At 59.5% G+C, this 16,439-nt stretch carries 13 protein-coding genes and 1 pseudogene; 5 read left to right on the forward strand and 9 right to left on the reverse strand.

What is annotated here, in order from left to right:
- Positions 1-44: 44 nt before the first annotated feature.
- Positions 45-584 (reverse strand): annotated as a pseudogene (locus OOT55_RS06310) (AsmA family protein); the annotation flags it as partial.
- A 117-nt stretch (positions 585-701) separates the two neighbouring features.
- Here OOT55_RS06310 and OOT55_RS06315 point away from each other — a divergent pair.
- The 3 genes from OOT55_RS06315 to OOT55_RS06325 all read left to right on the forward strand — a co-directional run bounded on the left by OOT55_RS06315 (position 702) and on the right by OOT55_RS06325 (position 3,613).
- The gene (locus OOT55_RS06315; RefSeq protein ID WP_265368276.1) at positions 702-2,255 is read left to right on the forward strand and encodes an FMN-binding glutamate synthase family protein; all 1,554 of its coding nucleotides are present in this window, start codon (positions 702-704) and stop codon (positions 2,253-2,255) included.
- The gene (locus OOT55_RS06320; RefSeq protein WP_265368277.1) at positions 2,248-2,760 is read left to right on the forward strand and encodes a DUF3806 domain-containing protein; all 513 of its coding nucleotides are present in this window, start codon (positions 2,248-2,250) and stop codon (positions 2,758-2,760) included. The genes OOT55_RS06315 and OOT55_RS06320 overlap by 8 nt, the downstream gene beginning before the upstream one ends.
- Positions 2,761-3,040: 280 nt before the next feature.
- Complete coding sequence (locus OOT55_RS06325; RefSeq protein WP_123637559.1) at positions 3,041-3,613, forward strand: TMEM165/GDT1 family protein; 573 nt, start codon at positions 3,041-3,043, stop codon at positions 3,611-3,613.
- A 144-nt stretch (positions 3,614-3,757) separates the two neighbouring features.
- Here OOT55_RS06325 and OOT55_RS06330 read toward each other — a convergent pair whose 3' ends face one another.
- Positions 3,758-4,180, reverse strand: a complete 423-nt coding sequence (locus tag OOT55_RS06330; protein WP_265368278.1) for an HIT family protein — start codon at positions 4,178-4,180, stop codon at positions 3,758-3,760.
- Positions 4,181-4,767: 587 nt separating this feature from the next.
- Between OOT55_RS06330 and OOT55_RS06335 the strand changes: the two genes are divergently transcribed.
- Entirely contained in the window at positions 4,768-6,597 is a 1,830-nt protein-coding gene (locus OOT55_RS06335; protein ID WP_265368279.1) for a DEAD/DEAH box helicase, read from the forward strand.
- A gap of 258 nt (positions 6,598-6,855) precedes the next feature.
- Here OOT55_RS06335 and OOT55_RS06340 read toward each other — a convergent pair whose 3' ends face one another.
- The gene (locus OOT55_RS06340; RefSeq protein WP_024460422.1) at positions 6,856-7,137 is read right to left on the reverse strand and encodes a hypothetical protein; all 282 of its coding nucleotides are present in this window, start codon (positions 7,135-7,137) and stop codon (positions 6,856-6,858) included.
- A gap of 27 nt (positions 7,138-7,164) precedes the next feature.
- Positions 7,165-10,089: an RNA polymerase-associated protein RapA gene (rapA, locus tag OOT55_RS06345; RefSeq protein WP_265368280.1), complete on the reverse strand. Its 2,925-nt coding sequence runs from the start codon at positions 10,087-10,089 to the stop codon at positions 7,165-7,167.
- Positions 10,090-10,274: 185 nt separating this feature from the next.
- On the opposite strand from rapA, the gene OOT55_RS06350 reads away from it, so the two are divergent.
- A complete protein-coding gene (locus tag OOT55_RS06350; RefSeq protein WP_265368281.1) occupies positions 10,275-11,171 on the forward strand; it encodes a D-hexose-6-phosphate mutarotase in 897 nt (298 codons plus the stop codon).
- 139 nt (positions 11,172-11,310) lie between these two features.
- On the opposite strand, the gene OOT55_RS06355 is transcribed toward OOT55_RS06350, so the two are convergent.
- From OOT55_RS06355 to htpG, 5 genes are all read right to left on the reverse strand, one after another.
- Positions 11,311-12,294, reverse strand: a complete 984-nt coding sequence (locus OOT55_RS06355) for a malate dehydrogenase (RefSeq protein WP_265368282.1) — start codon at positions 12,292-12,294, stop codon at positions 11,311-11,313.
- Between the two features lie 216 nt (positions 12,295-12,510).
- Positions 12,511-13,695, reverse strand: a complete 1,185-nt coding sequence (lapB, locus tag OOT55_RS06360) for a lipopolysaccharide assembly protein LapB (protein WP_265368283.1) — start codon at positions 13,693-13,695, stop codon at positions 12,511-12,513.
- Between the two features lie 5 nt (positions 13,696-13,700).
- Positions 13,701-14,000 carry a LapA family protein gene (locus OOT55_RS06365; protein WP_265368284.1) on the reverse strand — a complete coding sequence of 100 codons (300 nt, stop codon included), beginning with the start codon at positions 13,998-14,000 and terminating at the stop codon, positions 13,701-13,703.
- Between the two features lie 27 nt (positions 14,001-14,027).
- A complete protein-coding gene (ihfB, locus tag OOT55_RS06370; protein WP_265368285.1) occupies positions 14,028-14,318 on the reverse strand; it encodes an integration host factor subunit beta in 291 nt (96 codons plus the stop codon).
- 158 nt (positions 14,319-14,476) lie between these two features.
- On the reverse strand, positions 14,477-16,378 hold the full coding sequence (gene htpG / locus OOT55_RS06375; protein ID WP_265368286.1) for a molecular chaperone HtpG: 1,902 nt from the start codon (positions 16,376-16,378) through the stop codon (positions 14,477-14,479).
- Positions 16,379-16,439: the final 61 nt, after the last annotated feature.

Consider the following 16,439-nt stretch of genomic DNA (forward strand, 5'->3'; position numbering starts at 1 on the left):
GGAGTCAACCCCTGCTGGCGGTCTCCCAGGTTTTCCAGGTTGATATCCCGCAACGTCAATTCCCGACTGCCCAGCTCGTCCGAACTCAAATTCAGCCCCGCATTGGTGAAACTCAGTTTCTCAACCATAAAGCGCACGTCCGGGCTCGCGGTAGTGGATTTGGGGGCCTCCTCCCGGGTCCCGGAACCCATCTGATCCAGCAGGGTTTTCAGATTGATACGGGTCAGGTCCCGATGCTCGGCGTTGAGCTGCGCACCATCGACTTTGATTTCCTCGATCACCACCACATCTTCGGTGATTGAACCGGGACGAATGTCCAGCGTGACCTCTCCGACCCGGAATATCGACTGATCTGAATAGCCCTCCGGGTTGGCAATCGACAGTCCGCGAATACTGCCCCGCCCTTCCGTCAATTCAATGTGCACTCCGTCCACCTGAACATCCGTTTTGGTGACCGTGGGGCCAACGGATTCAATGGCGGCTTCCACCAGTGTGTCCAGGTTGCGCAGTCCGATAAACACCGCAATGGCGATGACGACTATCAGGGCCACCAGAATGCTGACTATGATTTTTGTGGCTTTCATGGAGGATCCTCAGTTTGACAACGGGTATGACGTGGCCGAAGGCCGGTAAAACCCTTATCATAGCGGCCACATTGACCTCACGCCAATGCCATTTCCAACCCGACAGCGAAGGTTGCCATGTTCGACGATGTATTTGCTCTGAAACTCCTGACCATTATGGTTCTGCTGTTCGTCACACTGATCGGCATCGGCCTGCTCACCGTCGCGGCCATGTACGTGGTAGACATCACCCAGCGCAAACACACCATCCGCCGCAACTACCCGGTGATCGGTCGTTTCCGGTACTGGTTCGAACATCTGGGGGAGTTTTTCCGGCAATACTTTTTTGCCATGGACCGGGAAGAAATGCCATTCAACCGGGCCGAGCGCGCCTGGGTTTACCGGGCGGCGAAAAATCTCGACCTGAATCTCGCCTTCGGTTCCACCCGCGACCTGAATCCGTCGGGCACCGTGCTGTTCCTGAACTCGGCCTTCCCCACGCTGGAGCGGGACGCCGCCATGCCCTCGGCAGTGACCATCGGGCCCTATTGCCGCCAGCCTTACACCACTTCCGCGTTCTTCCATATCTCCGGCATGAGCTATGGTGCCCTGTCCGCGCCGGCGGTCCGTGCCCTGTCACGCGGTGCGGCCAAAGCCGGTTGTTGGTTGAACACCGGCGAAGGCGGCCTGTCGCCGTTTCATGAAGAAGGCGGTTGTGACCTGGTCTTTCAGTTGGGAACCGCCAAGTACGGCGCCCGGGACATGGATGGCAGACTCTCGGACGAGAAGCTGACCCAACTGGCCGCCAGGGAAGCGGTGAAAATGTTTGAAATCAAGCTGAGCCAAGGCGCCAAACCGGGCAAGGGCGGCATTCTGCCCGCCGAGAAGGTGTCCGCCGAAATCGCCGCCATCCGGGGGATTCCCGAAGGGCACCCGTCCATCAGCCCCAACGGCCATCCGGACATTCGTTCCGTGGAGGATCTGCTGGATATGATCGATCACATTCGCCAGGTCACGGGGAAGCCGGTGGGGTTTAAAACCGTCCTGGGCGACAAGCAATGGCTCAGGGACATGGTCGCCGCCATCCGGCTTCGCGGCATCGACCGGGCGCCGGACTTTATCACCCTGGACAGCGCGGATGGTGGCACCGGTGCCGCGCCACAGCCGCTGATGGACTACGTCGGACTGCCACTCAAAGAGAGTCTGCCCTGGCTGTGCAGCCTGTTGCAGGAGGCCGGACTGAAGGATCGCATCCGGGTCATCGCCTCCGGGAAACTCATCAACCCATCCATGGTGGCCTGGGCCATCGCCTGCGGCGCCGACTTCATTACCAGCGCCCGTGGATTCATGTTCTCTCTGGGCTGCATTCAGGCGATGCAGTGCCACAAAAACACCTGCCCGACCGGTGTGACCACCCACGATCCAAAACTGCAGCGGGGCCTGGACCCCACCGATAAAGCCGAACGGGTGGCCCACTATCACCGCAACCTGACCTACAGCGTCGGCCTGATTGCCCATGCCTGCGGTGTTCCGGAGCCCCGCCTGTTGCGCCGGCACCATGTGCACATGGTGTTACAATCCGGCCTTTCCCAACCCTTGAATGAACTCTACCCGGAGCCCATTACTCTGATAGACAACGGCGAAAGCTCGCCGGCACTGGACTCCAACCCCAAAGAGGTAACGCATGAATAAATTGTGTCTCGGCCTTGGCCTGCTGCTGTTACTTGCCGGCCCGGCCACCCTGGCCCAGGAGGTCACCATTGAAGACTTCGCCTGGATGGATCGCAACCATATGGCGCAACAGGTCAAGCGGGTGGATGATCTCGCCCGCACTCGAGTGGGCAGCCAGATCCGCGAAGACCTGAGTGACCTGACCACGCTACAGCGTATCGTGGACCGGGAACTGGTCTCGCCCGAAGACCGCCTGACATTGCAAGCGCTGGGCGCGGTGCTGGGCAACGTAATGGCGGCAGAGGTGGACGAACTGGAGTGGAAAGTCTACGAGGACAACCGTGGCCGCAGCCGGGCCCTGTGCGTAGAGGGAACGAAAGAGTGCCTGTTCCCCATCACCATGCTGTCCCGGCGGATGGAGGTGGGCCTGAAGCCGGACGTCCGTCAGGTTTACAAGGACGCCCTGGCGCTGATTGAACCTTACTTGCCGGAGCTACCTTACGGCGGCGCCACCAGCCGTCGATAAGCGAACACCGGGCGCCACCGCAAAATGGCGAACGATTCGCATTTGACTTGCGGGGCGACACTTCCTAAAATGCAGGCCTCTCTCGGGGGAGTAATCGGCCAGCACCTGGTATCGCTGGCGTTACTGTCAACATAATTGCGCCACAGCGCATGGCAGTGACACCCCACCCTGCGGCACCCGCCGCGCGGGTCGGGCTGATGAGACCTGAGATACAGACGCCTATCCCGGCGGGGCGGCGTGTGTATCTCTGTCTAACAGCCCCGCCCGGACGACGTTTTTGATGGAAGCACTGATCGGATCGACACTCGCCGTGGCCCTGGCCGAAATCGGCGACAAGACCCAACTGTTGGCGCTGCTCCTCATTTCCCGTTATCACCGCCCCTACGCGATTGCCGCCGGTATTCTGGTGGCCACCCTGATCAATCATGCCCTGTCCGCATTGCTCGGCAGTTGGCTGGCGGACCTGATACCGGCGCAATGGGTCCCCTGGATACTGGCCAGCAGCTTTCTGATCGTCGCGCTGTGGACGCTGATTCCTGACAAAGCCAGCGATGAACCCGGCCGCTTTCATCAATACGGGCCCTTCGTGGCCACTCTGGTGTTGTTTTTCCTGGCGGAAATTGGCGACAAGACCCAAGTCGCCACGGTGGTGCTGGCGGCCAAGTTCGACGCTTTTCTGATGGTAGTGATCGGCACCACAGTCGGCATGCTACTCGCCAACATCCCAGTGCTGTTCGCCGGCCGCTGGCTGATGGACAAGATTCCGCTCAAATACGCCCGGATCAGCGCCTTCATGCTGTTCGTGATTCTGGCAGTGGTGACTTTGATTCATACCAATGGGCAAGTACATTGAGATATTTGCCCCGATTCCCGCTTGGGTAACGGCGGGTGCGGCCTTCGGCCTTACCCGCCCTACATAAACCACGGCAGCTCGCGTAGGGCAGATAAGGCCGAAGGCCGCATCCGCCGTTACCAACCCCCAACCACACCGGCCCATTCAACTCAAATCCGCTTCACCATGCCCCCGGGCAACCAACACCTTGCGAATCTTCTGCGCCGCTGCCGCCAGATCCTCGGCGTCAGCACTGCTCGCATGATCAAAACTCAAATCCCCCATTGAATCCAACGGCACCAGGTGTATATGGGTGTGTGGCACTTCCAGGCCGGCGATCATCATGCCCACCCGCTTCGCCGGATAGGCCTCTTTCAGGCCCTTGGTCACTTTCTGGCTCACCTGCATCAGATGGCTGAGCAAGGCCGGCGGCAGGTCATCCCAGTGATCCACCTCCTCCCGGGGCACCACCAGGACATGGCCCTCACGAATCGGTTGAATGGTCATGAAGACCACGGCTTTGTCGTCTTTCCAGACAAAATGACCGGGGAATTCGCCGGAAATCACTTTCGAAAATACACTGGCCATAGGTCGTCTCCTTTTGATGATCGTTTGTGGAGGACAGGATAACACCAATAAACCATTACAGACTTGGGTTACGGCGGGTGCGCTTCGCTCCGATGCGTCGGACCGACCGCGCCCTACGCATTACAACTTGTGACCAGGCAGGCCGCTGTGTGGGGTTGGTATTTCAGGACTCTCGAAGGCATGGATGCCGACGCGAAGCCTACAGGGAAGTATTCACGGCGGGTCCTGAAATACCGACCCCACACAGCGACCGGGCTAACAGCACCTATCAATTCTTGAAGAATTTAAAGCTGGTAACTGCATAGAAATGCGCCTATAATCCGCGCCTCTTCAGTTAAGCCCTCTATGCGTTTGGGGAAATGGTGTTACGGGGCAGAGCTGAGACGACAGGGACCTGTCATGGCTGCAAGAGTGCAGCCCAGGCGACCGCCCACTGGCGGAACACACGCCCAACGTGCCGCGATAAGGCCCCGGACCTGCCGAGATCGCACCCTCTGATCACCCGACAACACCCCCTGACCACGCCGCGCCCATTATCCCGCTGCTCCGGCCGCCGCGCGCCTATTGCATATTGAGGCTAACACTCCATGACCGAACAAACCCCCTTGCTGTTTACCGACCTGGGCCTGTCTGAACCCGTGCTTCAGGCCATCCAGTCCGTCGGCTACGAACAGCCCTCGCCCATTCAGGCAGCCGCCATCCCGGCCCTGCTCGACGGCAAAGACATCGTGGGCATGGCCCAGACCGGTACCGGCAAGACCGCCGCCTTCGCCCTGCCCCTGCTGTCGCGCTTCAACCCCGAGCAGCGCGAGCCGCAGATCCTGGTGCTGGCGCCGACCCGCGAGCTGGCCATTCAGGTGGCCGAAGCCTTCCAGCGCTATGCCAGCAAACTGAACAACTTTCACGTACTGCCGATTTACGGCGGCGGCGACATGGGCGGCCAGTTGCGTCAGCTCAAGCGAGGCGCTCAGGTTATCGTCGGTACGCCGGGTCGCGTGATGGACCACCTGCGTCGCGGCACCCTGGATCTGTCCAAGCTGCAGAGCCTGGTGCTCGACGAAGCCGATGAAATGCTGCGCATGGGCTTTATCGATGACGTCGAGTGGATTCTGGAGCACACACCCAAGGCGCGCCAGACCGCCCTGTTCTCGGCCACCATGCCCAGCCAGATCCGCAAGGTTGCCAGCCAATACCTGAACAGCCCCCAGGAAATCAAAATTGCCAGCAACACCTCCACCGGTGACAACATCGAGCAGGTGTACTGGATGGTCAGCGGCACCAACAAACTCGACGCCCTGACCCGTATTCTGGAAGTCGAGCCGTTCGACGGCATGATCATTTTTGCCCGCACCAAGAACGCGACCGTCGAGCTGGCGGAAAAACTCGAAGCTCGCGGTTATGCGGCATCTGCGTTGAATGGCGACATGAACCAGCAACTGCGTGAGCGCACCATTGAGCGGTTGAAAAACGGCAAGCTCGATATCGTAATCGCCACTGACGTGGCAGCGCGCGGTATCGACGTGGAGCGGGTCAGCCATGTACTTAACTACGACATCCCCTACGACAGTGAAGCCTACGTTCACCGTATTGGCCGCACCGGTCGTGCCGGTCGCAGCGGTAAGGCGATTCTGTTTGTAGCACCACGCGAGAAGCGCCTGTTGTATGTGATCGAAAAGGCGACCCGTCAGCCGATCAAGCACATGGAATTGCCGACCGGTGAAGCCGTGACCGCGCACCGGATCGATCAGTTCAAGCAATCAATCCAACAGGTTTTTGATACCAGTGTGGACCTGAGTTTTTTCAATGATCTACTGGCCGATTTCAGCCATCAGACCGACCGCTCACCGGAAGAGATTGCCTCGGCCCTCGCCTATCTGGTGCAGAAAGAGCGCCCATTGCAGGTGAAGCTGGCCGAGATTCGTCCGGAAAAGCCCAGCACCAAAGGCAAAAACAAGCTGGCGCGCGAAGCCAAGGCCGGCAAAGGCCCTAAGCCCCGCGTCGATGACTCGGATCTGCAGCGCTATCGGTTGGATGTGGGACGCAGTCATGAAGTGCGGCCGGGCGATATTGTTGGCGCCATTGCCAATGAGGCCGGTATCGACAGTCAGTACATTGGTCACATCAAGTTGTTTGATGAGTTTTCAACGGTGGATCTGCCCAAGGGTATGCCGCCGGAAGTGATGCAGTTGCTGAAGAAAGTGCGGGTGCGCAATCGGCCTCTCAATATTGCCGAGGACACGGGTCCGCGCAACGATGGTCCGGCGCCGGATTTCAAGCGTCGCGGTCCCAAGCCGGGCGATAAGCGTGCGCCGGGTAAGTTTGCGGGTAAGGGCAAGCCGGATGGTAAAGGTAAGCCGAAAGCGAAAGTGCGTGATCGTGATGTGAAGAATAAAGGGTATCGCGCGAAGAAAGTATAGAATCCAGATTCCACCCGTTTGCACCTACCATGGTGGGTAACGGGGACCACGGCGGCCACGGTATAAACCGGTTGGAGACCCGCCGTGACTAATCGGCAGGATGGCCGATTAGCACAGCGAAGCTGCCCGACGGGTGAGCCACAGGGATGTGGCGAATGAACCCATCCCTGGGGGCTTCTCGTCGGCATCCATGCCTCCGAGAGTCTCCAACCGGTTTATACCGTAGCCGCCTCAGTGCCAGATTATTGTATCGGTGTCCTACTCATCAAACATCTGAATCATGTAGCCGCCTTTGATGGCGGCCTGCATGGCTTTGTCGGCTTCCACGACGCGGGGGTCTTTGCGCAGGGTGTCGGCCACGTATTTGCGGTTTTCAATTTCGATTTCGGTGAAGCCCGCTCGCATCAGGTAGATTTTGCACAGTTGTTCAGCACCGAATAAATCCACGTAATCGATATAGACGATAAACGGCTTTTTGTCGCCGGCTTTGATGTCATCGCGATCCGCACGCGCGGTGCCATTGGCGGAAAATATATACATTCAGAACCCTCTGGGACGGCCGGTCTGTCATACCGTCATGATGACACGCACTGCGTCCATTCGCAGTTGCGCACGATTCAAATACTGCTCGGAATCCGCGAGCTGTTTTTCAAGCGTTTCGATTTCCTGGTGGCGAACGTTCGGGTTCACTTCGGCCAACGCCCGCAGACGCTCAAGCTCCGTGGACAGTGCTTGGGTCACTCGTGCGCGCGCGTCGTCAATCAACGCCTGCTGCCTGGGCGCAACCAGGGCTTCCGCCTGCTCCATCATTTCCGACAACTGTGGTCGGGCGTGGCGGACCAGGTCCTGGGCGCTGGGGCGAGGGACTTTTTGCAGCAGACTGTCGAGTTTGCCCGCCGCAAGTGCGCCGCTGAGGTCTTTGCCTTTTGGATCGAGCAGGACCCGCAAAACCGACTCGGGCAGGTAGCGGTCCAGTTGCAGCGCGCGTGGTGCCGGGCAGTGCAGTACGAACAGCGCTTCCAGTAGCAGGGTGCCGGGCTTGAGGGGCGGCAATTTGATGGTGGCCAGGGCGGTGTTGCCGAATTCGCTGTGGGCGATCATTTCCTGGGCGCCGTGTACCAGTGGGTGCTCCCAAGTCAGGTAGTGCATGTCTTCCCGGGACAGGGCGAGGTCGCGATCAAAGGTGACGGTCATGCCCTCTTCCACCAGACCGGGGAAGTGGGATACGCGCATCTGCTCGCTCGGGTGCACCACCCAGCTCTGTTCACCGTGCTCGTCCTGATCAATGCCAAAGGCATCAAACACCCGCTCCAGATAGGCGGGCAGGGTTTCATCGGAATCCTGTTGTTCCAGTGCCTCGACCAGGGGTGCGGCTTTTTCCGGCTGGCAGGAGTTCAGCTCCAACAGGCGATCCCGTCCGGCCTGCAATTGCACCCGAAGTGCTTCGGCTCTTTCACGGGTATCGTCCAGCAGAGCATCAAATGCGGTGTCGTCCACATCGGTGAGCGAGGCCAGCAGCCGCGCTTCAAATTCGTCGTACAGCGTCCGGCCAATGGCGCAGGTGTGCTCAAAGGCATCCAGGCCACGGTGATACCAGTACAGCAGATGCTCCTGCGCGGTATCCGCGTAGTGCGGCGTGTGGATATTGACCTGGCCCTGTTGGCCGATACGGTCCAGGCGACCGATGCGCTGCTCCAGCAGGTCCGGGTTCAGAGGCAGGTCAAACAGCACCAGGTCCTGGGCAAACTGGAAGTTGCGACCTTCACTGCCGATTTCCGAACAGATCAATACCTGGGCGCCGGCTTCCTGATCGGCAAAATAGGCGGCGGCACGGTCGCGCTCAAGCAGACTCAGGTGCTCATGGAACACTGCCGAGGCAATACCTTTGCGCAGGCGCAAATAAAGTTCCAGGGCCTGGGCGCTATCGGCGCTGGCGCAGATGACCAGCACCTTGTTGCCGCGCTGGCTTTTCAGAAAATCACTCAGCCAATCGACCCGCGGGTCCACCAACCACCAGTCGGCCCCCCGGTGTTCAAACCAGAAATTTTCCGGCCTCAGTTGTTCATCCAGTGGCCGCTCGCTCAGGGCCATCAGGTCGTCGTCTTCCAGGTCCAGGGGATGGTTGTGCAGCTTGCGCTCCGGGAAGCCGGAGACGGACGCGCGGGTATTGCGAAACAGCACCCGACCGGTACCGTGACGATCCAGCAAGGCGTGGATCGCCTGCCCCACCGCTTGACCGGGCTGGTCCTTGGCCTGGGCTTTCAGACGCTTGAGCTCCGTGGCCGGCAGGTAATCAGTCAGGGCGCTGTCCAACGCCTTCAAGACGTCGCTTGAGCCTCCATCACGGGCGGCCAGCAAGCCCTGCACCCGCTGATTGAGCGCTTCATAGCCGTCGTGTTCGGCGAGGAAAGCGTTCAAATCATGGTAGCGATCCGGATCCAGCAGGCGCAGTCGGGCGAAGTGACTTTCCACACCCAGTTGCTCCGGCGTTGCCGTGAGCAGCAGCAGACCCTCCGAGACCCTGGACAACCCCTCAATGCAGCGATAGGAGGCGCTGGGCTCGCCGTCATGCCACTGCAGGTGGTGGGCCTCATCCACCAGCAGAAGATCCCAACCGGCTTCTACCGCCTGCTGGTAGCGCTGCTCACTGCCGGTCAGAAACTCCAGGGAGCAGAGAATCAGCTGTTCGCTTTCAAAAGGATTGTCCTCGGCCTCGGCGATCACAATTTCCTCGTCATCGGGCAGCAGAGACGGGTCAATATCATCCAGTCCGGCCATGCCCTGGCAGCGCGCTTCATCCAGCAGAGTAAAGCTCAGGTTGAAGCGCCGCAGCATTTCCACCAGCCACTGATGCTGCAGGCTTTCGGGCACCACCACCAGAGCGCGGCGCACCCGTCCGGTCATCAATTGCTGGTGCAGAATCAGGCCGGCTTCGATGGTCTTCCCCAGACCCACTTCGTCGGCCAGCAGTACGCGGGGCGCCTGCCGCCGGCCCACCTCACTGGCGATGTATAACTGGTGCGGTAACGGCTGAATACGCGGACCACTCAGACCGTAGACCGGGCTCTGCCGGTGGCGATGCAGAGTGTCGAGGGTCTGGTGACGCAGGCTGAAATGGGTGTATTTGTCGATCTGCCCGGAGAACAGACGCTCGCGCGGCGTGCTGAACTGGACAAAGCTGTCCAGTTCGAACTCCGGAATCAGATGTTCATCCCCTTCCTCGGTGTAACCTTTGTAGGCCAGCAACAGCCCCTGTTCCATGACGTCGGTAATGGTGATGGTGGTGCCGTCCTGGTGGCTGACCACTTCATCCACCTGGTAGCGCACCCGGCTGACCGGTGCGCTACGCAGGGCGTAGGTCCGACGTTGGCCCGCGGCCGGGAACCCCAGAGTGACCTGTCGCTCATCGGTTTCCAGAACAATACCCAGACCCAGTTCCGCTTCGGTGTCGCTCACCCACCGCTGACCAATGACAAATTGCTGTTGACTCACGCCGGCCTCTTTCATTCGCTGATTTCAGGGTGCGCATGATACTGGCTGCGTGGCCGAAAGCCAAAGGGTGAGCGGGCGGCGAGGGAAAATAACCGATGTGACCGCCGGCAACATAGTCTGCTTTCCCCCATTTGGCGTAAAATAAGACGGTTTTTTCTTACAACACCCGTCGACGAGGAGTCACTATGCCCGCATTGGCCGATCTGGTGCGCCCCTACCCGGGGATCACTTTGACCGACAGCAAGACCCTGTTTCCCGACGCCCAAGGGGCGGGCCTGCCTCTGATCCACGTTGACACCGCCCTGTGTCAGGCGGTGGTCGCCCCACAGGGGGCGCAATTACTGTCCTTTACCAAAGCCGACGGTACGCCCCTGCTGTGGCTGAGCCCCCGGTGCCAATTCGAACCGGGTAAGGCGCTGCGCGGCGGGGTGCCTGTATGTCTGCCCTGGTTTGGCCCCCACCCCGACCAAGACAAGCCACAACACGGTTTTGCCCGCACCAGTGACTGGGACCTCAAACAGGTAGCCCGGGCCGACAACGGCCGCTGTGAATTCTGGTTCGAGCTGGAACACACCGGCGACGACCGGTTTGCACAGACCTTTACCGCCGCCTTGCGAATGGTGTTGGGGCAGACCATCGAACTGGAACTGAGCCTGACCAACCACGATTCACAGCCGGCGGATTTTACCTGGGCGCTGCATAGCTATCTGCCGGTACAGGCGCTGGACAAGGTACAGGTACCGGTGCTGGCCGGACGGGACTATCTGGACAACCTGCGGGACCACGCCCGCCTGACGCAACGCGGCCCACTGACCTTTACCGGGGAGGTCGATCGGGTGTTCCCCGCCGTGGAGTCCGAGGTGACGTTGGAACCTCAGCCGCGCTTGCGGCTGACCCATGAAAACTGCCCCAGCCTGGTGGCCTGGAATCCCGGCGTTGCAAAAGCGGCCGCCATGGATGATATGGGAGAAGGCAATGAACAGGGGTTTGTGTGTCTGGAACGGGGGGCGGTGCTGGATGAGGGATGGACATTGGCGCCCGGTGAAACCCGCCGAGGGAAGGTGACAATCAGTGCGGTGTAGTTGTCAGTCAAAGGACTGGCTGAGGTGTCGGATTACGCGCTGAGCGCTAATCCGACCTACGGGCCGGCTGGGCCCATCCTGATCAGTAGGTCGGATTAGGCCCGAAGGGCCGTAATCCGACACCACTTCACAAACCGCCTTATGCCGGCAGCAGATCCTTCACTGCATCGCGTTCTTCCTGCAGTTCCTTCTCGGTCGCCTGCATTTTCTCGCGGGAGAAATCATTGATTTCCACACCCTGCACGATTTCCCACTCGCCGTTTTTGCAGACGCAGGGGAAAGAGTAAATCAGGCCCTTGTCGATGCCATAGCTGCCATCGCTGTAGACCCCCATGCTGACCCAGTCACCCTCGGCAGTGCCCAGAGCCCAGTCGCGCATATGGAAAATGGCCGCGTTGGCCGCCGACGCCGCTGACGAAGCACCGCGCGCTTCAATAATCGCCGCGCCACGCTTCTGGACGACCGGAATGAAGTCATTCTCATACCAGGATTGCTCAACCAGCTCCATGGCATTGGTACCCGCCACTTTGGTCTGGTGAATGTCCGGGTACTGGGTCGAAGAGTGATTGCCCCAAATGGTCAGGTGGGTAATGTCATTGATGGTTTTGCCGGTTTTCTGAGCCAGTTGAGTCAGGGCACGGTTGTGGTCCAGACGGGTCATGGCGGTGAACTGACGCGGATCAAGGTCCGGCGCGTTGCGCTGGGCAATCAGCGCATTGGTGTTCGCGGGGTTACCCACCACCAGCACTTTTACATCGCGGGAGGCGTGATCATTCAGCGCCTTGCCCTGCACAGAGAAAATCTTGGCGTTGGCTTCCAGCAGGTCTTTGCGCTCCATGCCCGGACCGCGCGGACGAGCACCCACCAGCAAGGCGTAATCAGTGTCTTTGAAGGCCACGGCCGGGTCATCGGTGCAGGTCATACCAGCGAGCAGCGGGAAGGCACAGTCGTCCAGCTCCATCGCCACGCCTTCGAGCGCCTTGAGCGCGGGGGTGATTTCCAGCAATTGCAGAATCACAGGCTGATCTTTGCCCAGCATTTCGCCAGCGGCGATGCGGAACAGGAGCGAGTAGCTGATTTGACCGGCGGCGCCGGTGACAGTAACGCGTACAGGTGCTTTCACAATGTGTCTCCGTTTTGGGTATGAATTCAGTGGCTTCCCCCGGCGCCCGGAACCAACACAGGGCGGCTTCATCCGGCAGAAGTGATGGCTGTCTTGTTGTGGGAGGTAGAACCGATGCAGCCTGACGGCCGGACATTATAGGGGATTGGGAGAAAATTTCACCCGCTTGACGCTTTTTAACACCTCGGGAGCAGACGGGCTACCGTCGAACCGGTACTACTCGCCTTCCACCCCGGTAATCGGTGTGATGCTGCCCCAGGTTTTGCAACTCGGGCACAACCAGTGAAGCTGGTTGCCAGCGAAGCCACACTTCCGGCAGTGATGGCTGGGCTTGGCCTCCAGCACCTGATCCACCAACTGCTTGAGCAACTGGAGGTTATCCCGTGCACGCCCCTCGGAGTGGAGCAGATACAGTTCGACGAGGCGGTTCAGCAGCTTGATGGTGGGCCGGCGGCGCAGATGCTCGGCAATGAAGTCCGCCGCCGCGTAATCATCCCGCGCCCAGCGCACCTGCTCCGCCATCTTGATCACCAGAGAGCTGCTCGGGTATTGAGCCAGCAGCTCTTCCAGATAACGCTGCAGCCCTTTGGTGTCCCCGATGCGCTCGTAACAGGCGCAGATCAGGTCCAGGCTCTCGACCACCAGTTCCGGATCCTGATGGGGAATACGCTGCAGGATCTTCAGTGCCTCCCGATCATTCCCCTGCCCGTGCTCCAACTGCCCCCACAGGAGACTGGCCCGGACGGACTGGCGATCGTAGCCGAGGGCCTTCTGCAACTGGCGTCGGGCCGTCAGCAGGTCATTCTGCTCCATGGCGTCTTCGGCCAGCTCGCAGCAAAAGTGGGCCCGCGCAATGGCGCGCTCGCCGGTGTCTCGGCCAAACCGCCGTTGACCGATCTGATTGGCGGCCGCAATCGCCTTTTCCCAATCCTTCTCGTCCTGAAAGATCTCGATCAGATGGGTAAGTGCCTCAGACTTGTACTGACTGTTGACGTCCACCAGTTCCTGGAGCAGCCCTTCCGCCCGATCCAGAAGACCGGCCCGAATAAAGTCACGGGCCAGTTCCAGTTGTGCTTCATGGAGTTGCGGAGTGGTCAGGCTGGGACGGGCCAGAAGGTTCTGATGGATACGGGTAGCCTTGGCGATCTCCCCTTTACGGCGCAGCAGGTTACCCAGCGCCAGGTGGGTCTCCAGCGTATCCGGGTTGACCTCCAGCGACTCGATAAAGGCGTCCACGGCGCTGTCGGCCTGCTCGTTCAACAGGTAGCTGAGACCCTTGAAATATTTGGGGCCATAGTGCTGGTTGTCCTGCTGGAGGCGACGACCCCTTTGCCGCCAGCCCAGTACAAAACCCGCTGCAATCGCCACCATGATCAGGCCAAACAAGCCGATATCGACCATGCGCATCAATCCCGAATGGGTTGCAATCGAAGTTGCTTGAGTTCTTTCTCGCAGCGGGCGAGCTGACGCTCTTTGGCCCGGAGTTGCCGGCGCAGGCGTAACAACGGAGGCAGGCTGACCACCATACCCAGGACGGTACCCAGCGCGGTGAAGATCAGCAGCCAGACACCCAGGGAAAGACTGGGCAGACCCAGGCCCATCAAGGTGACCGGTACCGCCTGAGCGTTCTCGAGCGCGAACCAGACGCCCAGCAGGAAGGCAAGCACCCACAAGGCGACTTTAAACCAGCGCAAGAGTGGTTTCATGGTGCGCCAACCCTGAGGGCGAGAGCGTCAGTGCTGTAGGCTTTCATTAACACGGTCGCGCATCTCCTTTCCCGGCTTGAAGTGTGGAACGTATTTACCTTCGAGCTCAACCGTCTCGCCGGTTTTCGGGTTGCGGCCCATACGGGGCGCCCGATAGTGCAGAGAGAAGCTTCCGAAGCCACGGATTTCAATCCGCTCGCCGGAAGACAGCACGTCGGCCATATGGTCGAGGATGAGCTTCACCGCTAGTTCAATGTCTTTGACCGGCAGTTGGTCCTGTTGCTCGGCAATGTACTCGATCAGTTCCGATTTGGTCATGGCGTTTGCCCTGTTATTGGAGAAGAGGGTACCCGCCGTTTACGTCGATGGGCACCCCGTGCTGGCCTTGCACTTATTTTTGTCCAATTTCAACAACTTAGGCTAGCTTATACCGGACCAGAGGTACAAGCAAGTAGGCGGATTTTGAGGAAACACCGTCAGTGGCTCAGCTCCAACAACAGCTTGTTCAACCGCTGCACGTAAGCCGCCGGATCTTCCAACTGGGTGCCCTCGGCCAGATTGGCCTGGTCGAACAGCACCTTGGCCAGGTCGGCAAAACGCGCTTCATCCGACTCCTGATCCAGTTTCTGCACCAGCGGGTGATCGGGGTTGAGCTCGAAGCTGGGCTTGGACTCCGGCACCTTCTGCCCGGCCTGCTCCAGGATGCGACGCATCTGGGCGCCCATTTCGTGCTCGGCGACCACCACACAGGCCGGGGATTCGGTCAGGCGGTGGGTGATGCGCACCTCGGCCACTTCATTCTCCAGTGCTTTCTTGACCCGCTCCAGCAGTGGCTTGAGTGCTTCGGCCTGCTTTTCCTGAGCCTGCTTTTCGTCTTCGGAATCCAGCTTACCCAGGTCCAGCTCGCCCTTGCCGGCGTCCTGAAACGATTTGCCGTCGTACTCCATCAGATGGCTCATCAACCACTCGTCAACCCGATCGTACATCAACAGCACTTCGATACCCTTCTTGCGGAAGACTTCCAGGTGCGGGCTGTTTTTGGCGGTATTGAAATTCTCCGCCGCAATGTAATAGATCTTGTCCTGCCCTTCCTTCATCCGGCTGATGTAGTCGTCCAGAGACTGATCCTGGTCGGGCTTGTCGGTGTGGGTACTGGCGAAGCGCAGCAACTTGGCGATCTTCTCACGGTTGGCAAAGTCTTCCGCCGGCCCCTCTTTAAGCACCTGACCAAACTCTTTCCAGAATTTGGCGTATTGTTCCGGCTCATTCCGGGCCATCTTGGACAGCATATCCAGCACCCGCTTGGTCAGCGCGGTGCGCATGGTGTCGATGTTCGGATCCTTCTGCAGAATTTCCCGCGAGACGTTCAGGGACAGATCATTCGAGTCCACCACGCCTTTGATAAAGCGCAGGTACAGGGGCAGGAACTGCTCGGCGTCGTCCATGATGAAGGTGCGCTGGACGTAGAGCTTCAGGCCGCGGGCACCGTCACGATTGTACAGGTCAAACGGCGCGTGCTCGGGCACATACAACAGGCTGGTGTAGTCCAGATTGCCCTCGACCCGGTTGTGACTCCAGGTCAGCGGATCAGCGTAATCGTGGCTGACGTGCTTGTAGAATTCTTTGTACTCTTCGTCACTGATGTCGGAGCGGGAGCGAGTCCACAAAGCCGTGGCGGTATTGACCACCTCGTCTTCCGGCTCTTTGTCTTTGTCGTCCTCCGAGGTCTGCAGCTTCTGCATGAGCACCGGGATGTCGATGTGATCGGAGTACTTTTTGATGATCGAGCGCAGTCGCCATTCATCGGCAAATTCATCGGCATCGCCGCGCAGGTGCAGCTCGATGGAGGTACCACGCTCGGCCTTCTCAACATTCTCCACACTGAATTCCGCCTCTCCGGCGCTTTCCCAGCGCACCGCTTCGTTGGCTGGCACGCCGGCCTTGCGGGTGGTCACCACGACTTTGTCGGCGACGATAAAGGAAGAGTAGAAACCGACCCCGAATTGGCCAATCAGTTTGGAGTCTTTTTTCTGATCACCGGTGAGGTTTTTCAGGAACTGCGCGGTTCCGGACTTGGCGATGGTACCCAGATGTTCAATGACCTCGTCCCGGGTCATGCCGATGCCGTTGTCGCTGATGGTGAGGGTCTTGGCTTCTTTGTCGACGCTGACGCGTACTTTGAGCTCGCTGTCGCCTTCGTAGAGGCTGTCGTTTTCCAGGGCTTCGAAGCGCAGTTTGTCCGCCGCGTCGGAGGCATTGGAGATGAGCTCACGCAGGAAGATCTCGCGGTTGGAGTAGAGCGAGTGGATCATCAGGTGCAGCAGTTGTTTGGCTTCGGTCTGGAATCCAAGCGTTTCTTTATGGGCGTCCACGGTCATGGGTGCGTAGCTCCTGTCATACAATTGGCATTAAACACGACTCCCCACCATCACTGGTCGG

Source organism: Marinimicrobium sp. C6131, from assembly GCF_026153455.1.
GTDB lineage: Bacteria > Pseudomonadota > Gammaproteobacteria > Pseudomonadales > Cellvibrionaceae > Marinimicrobium.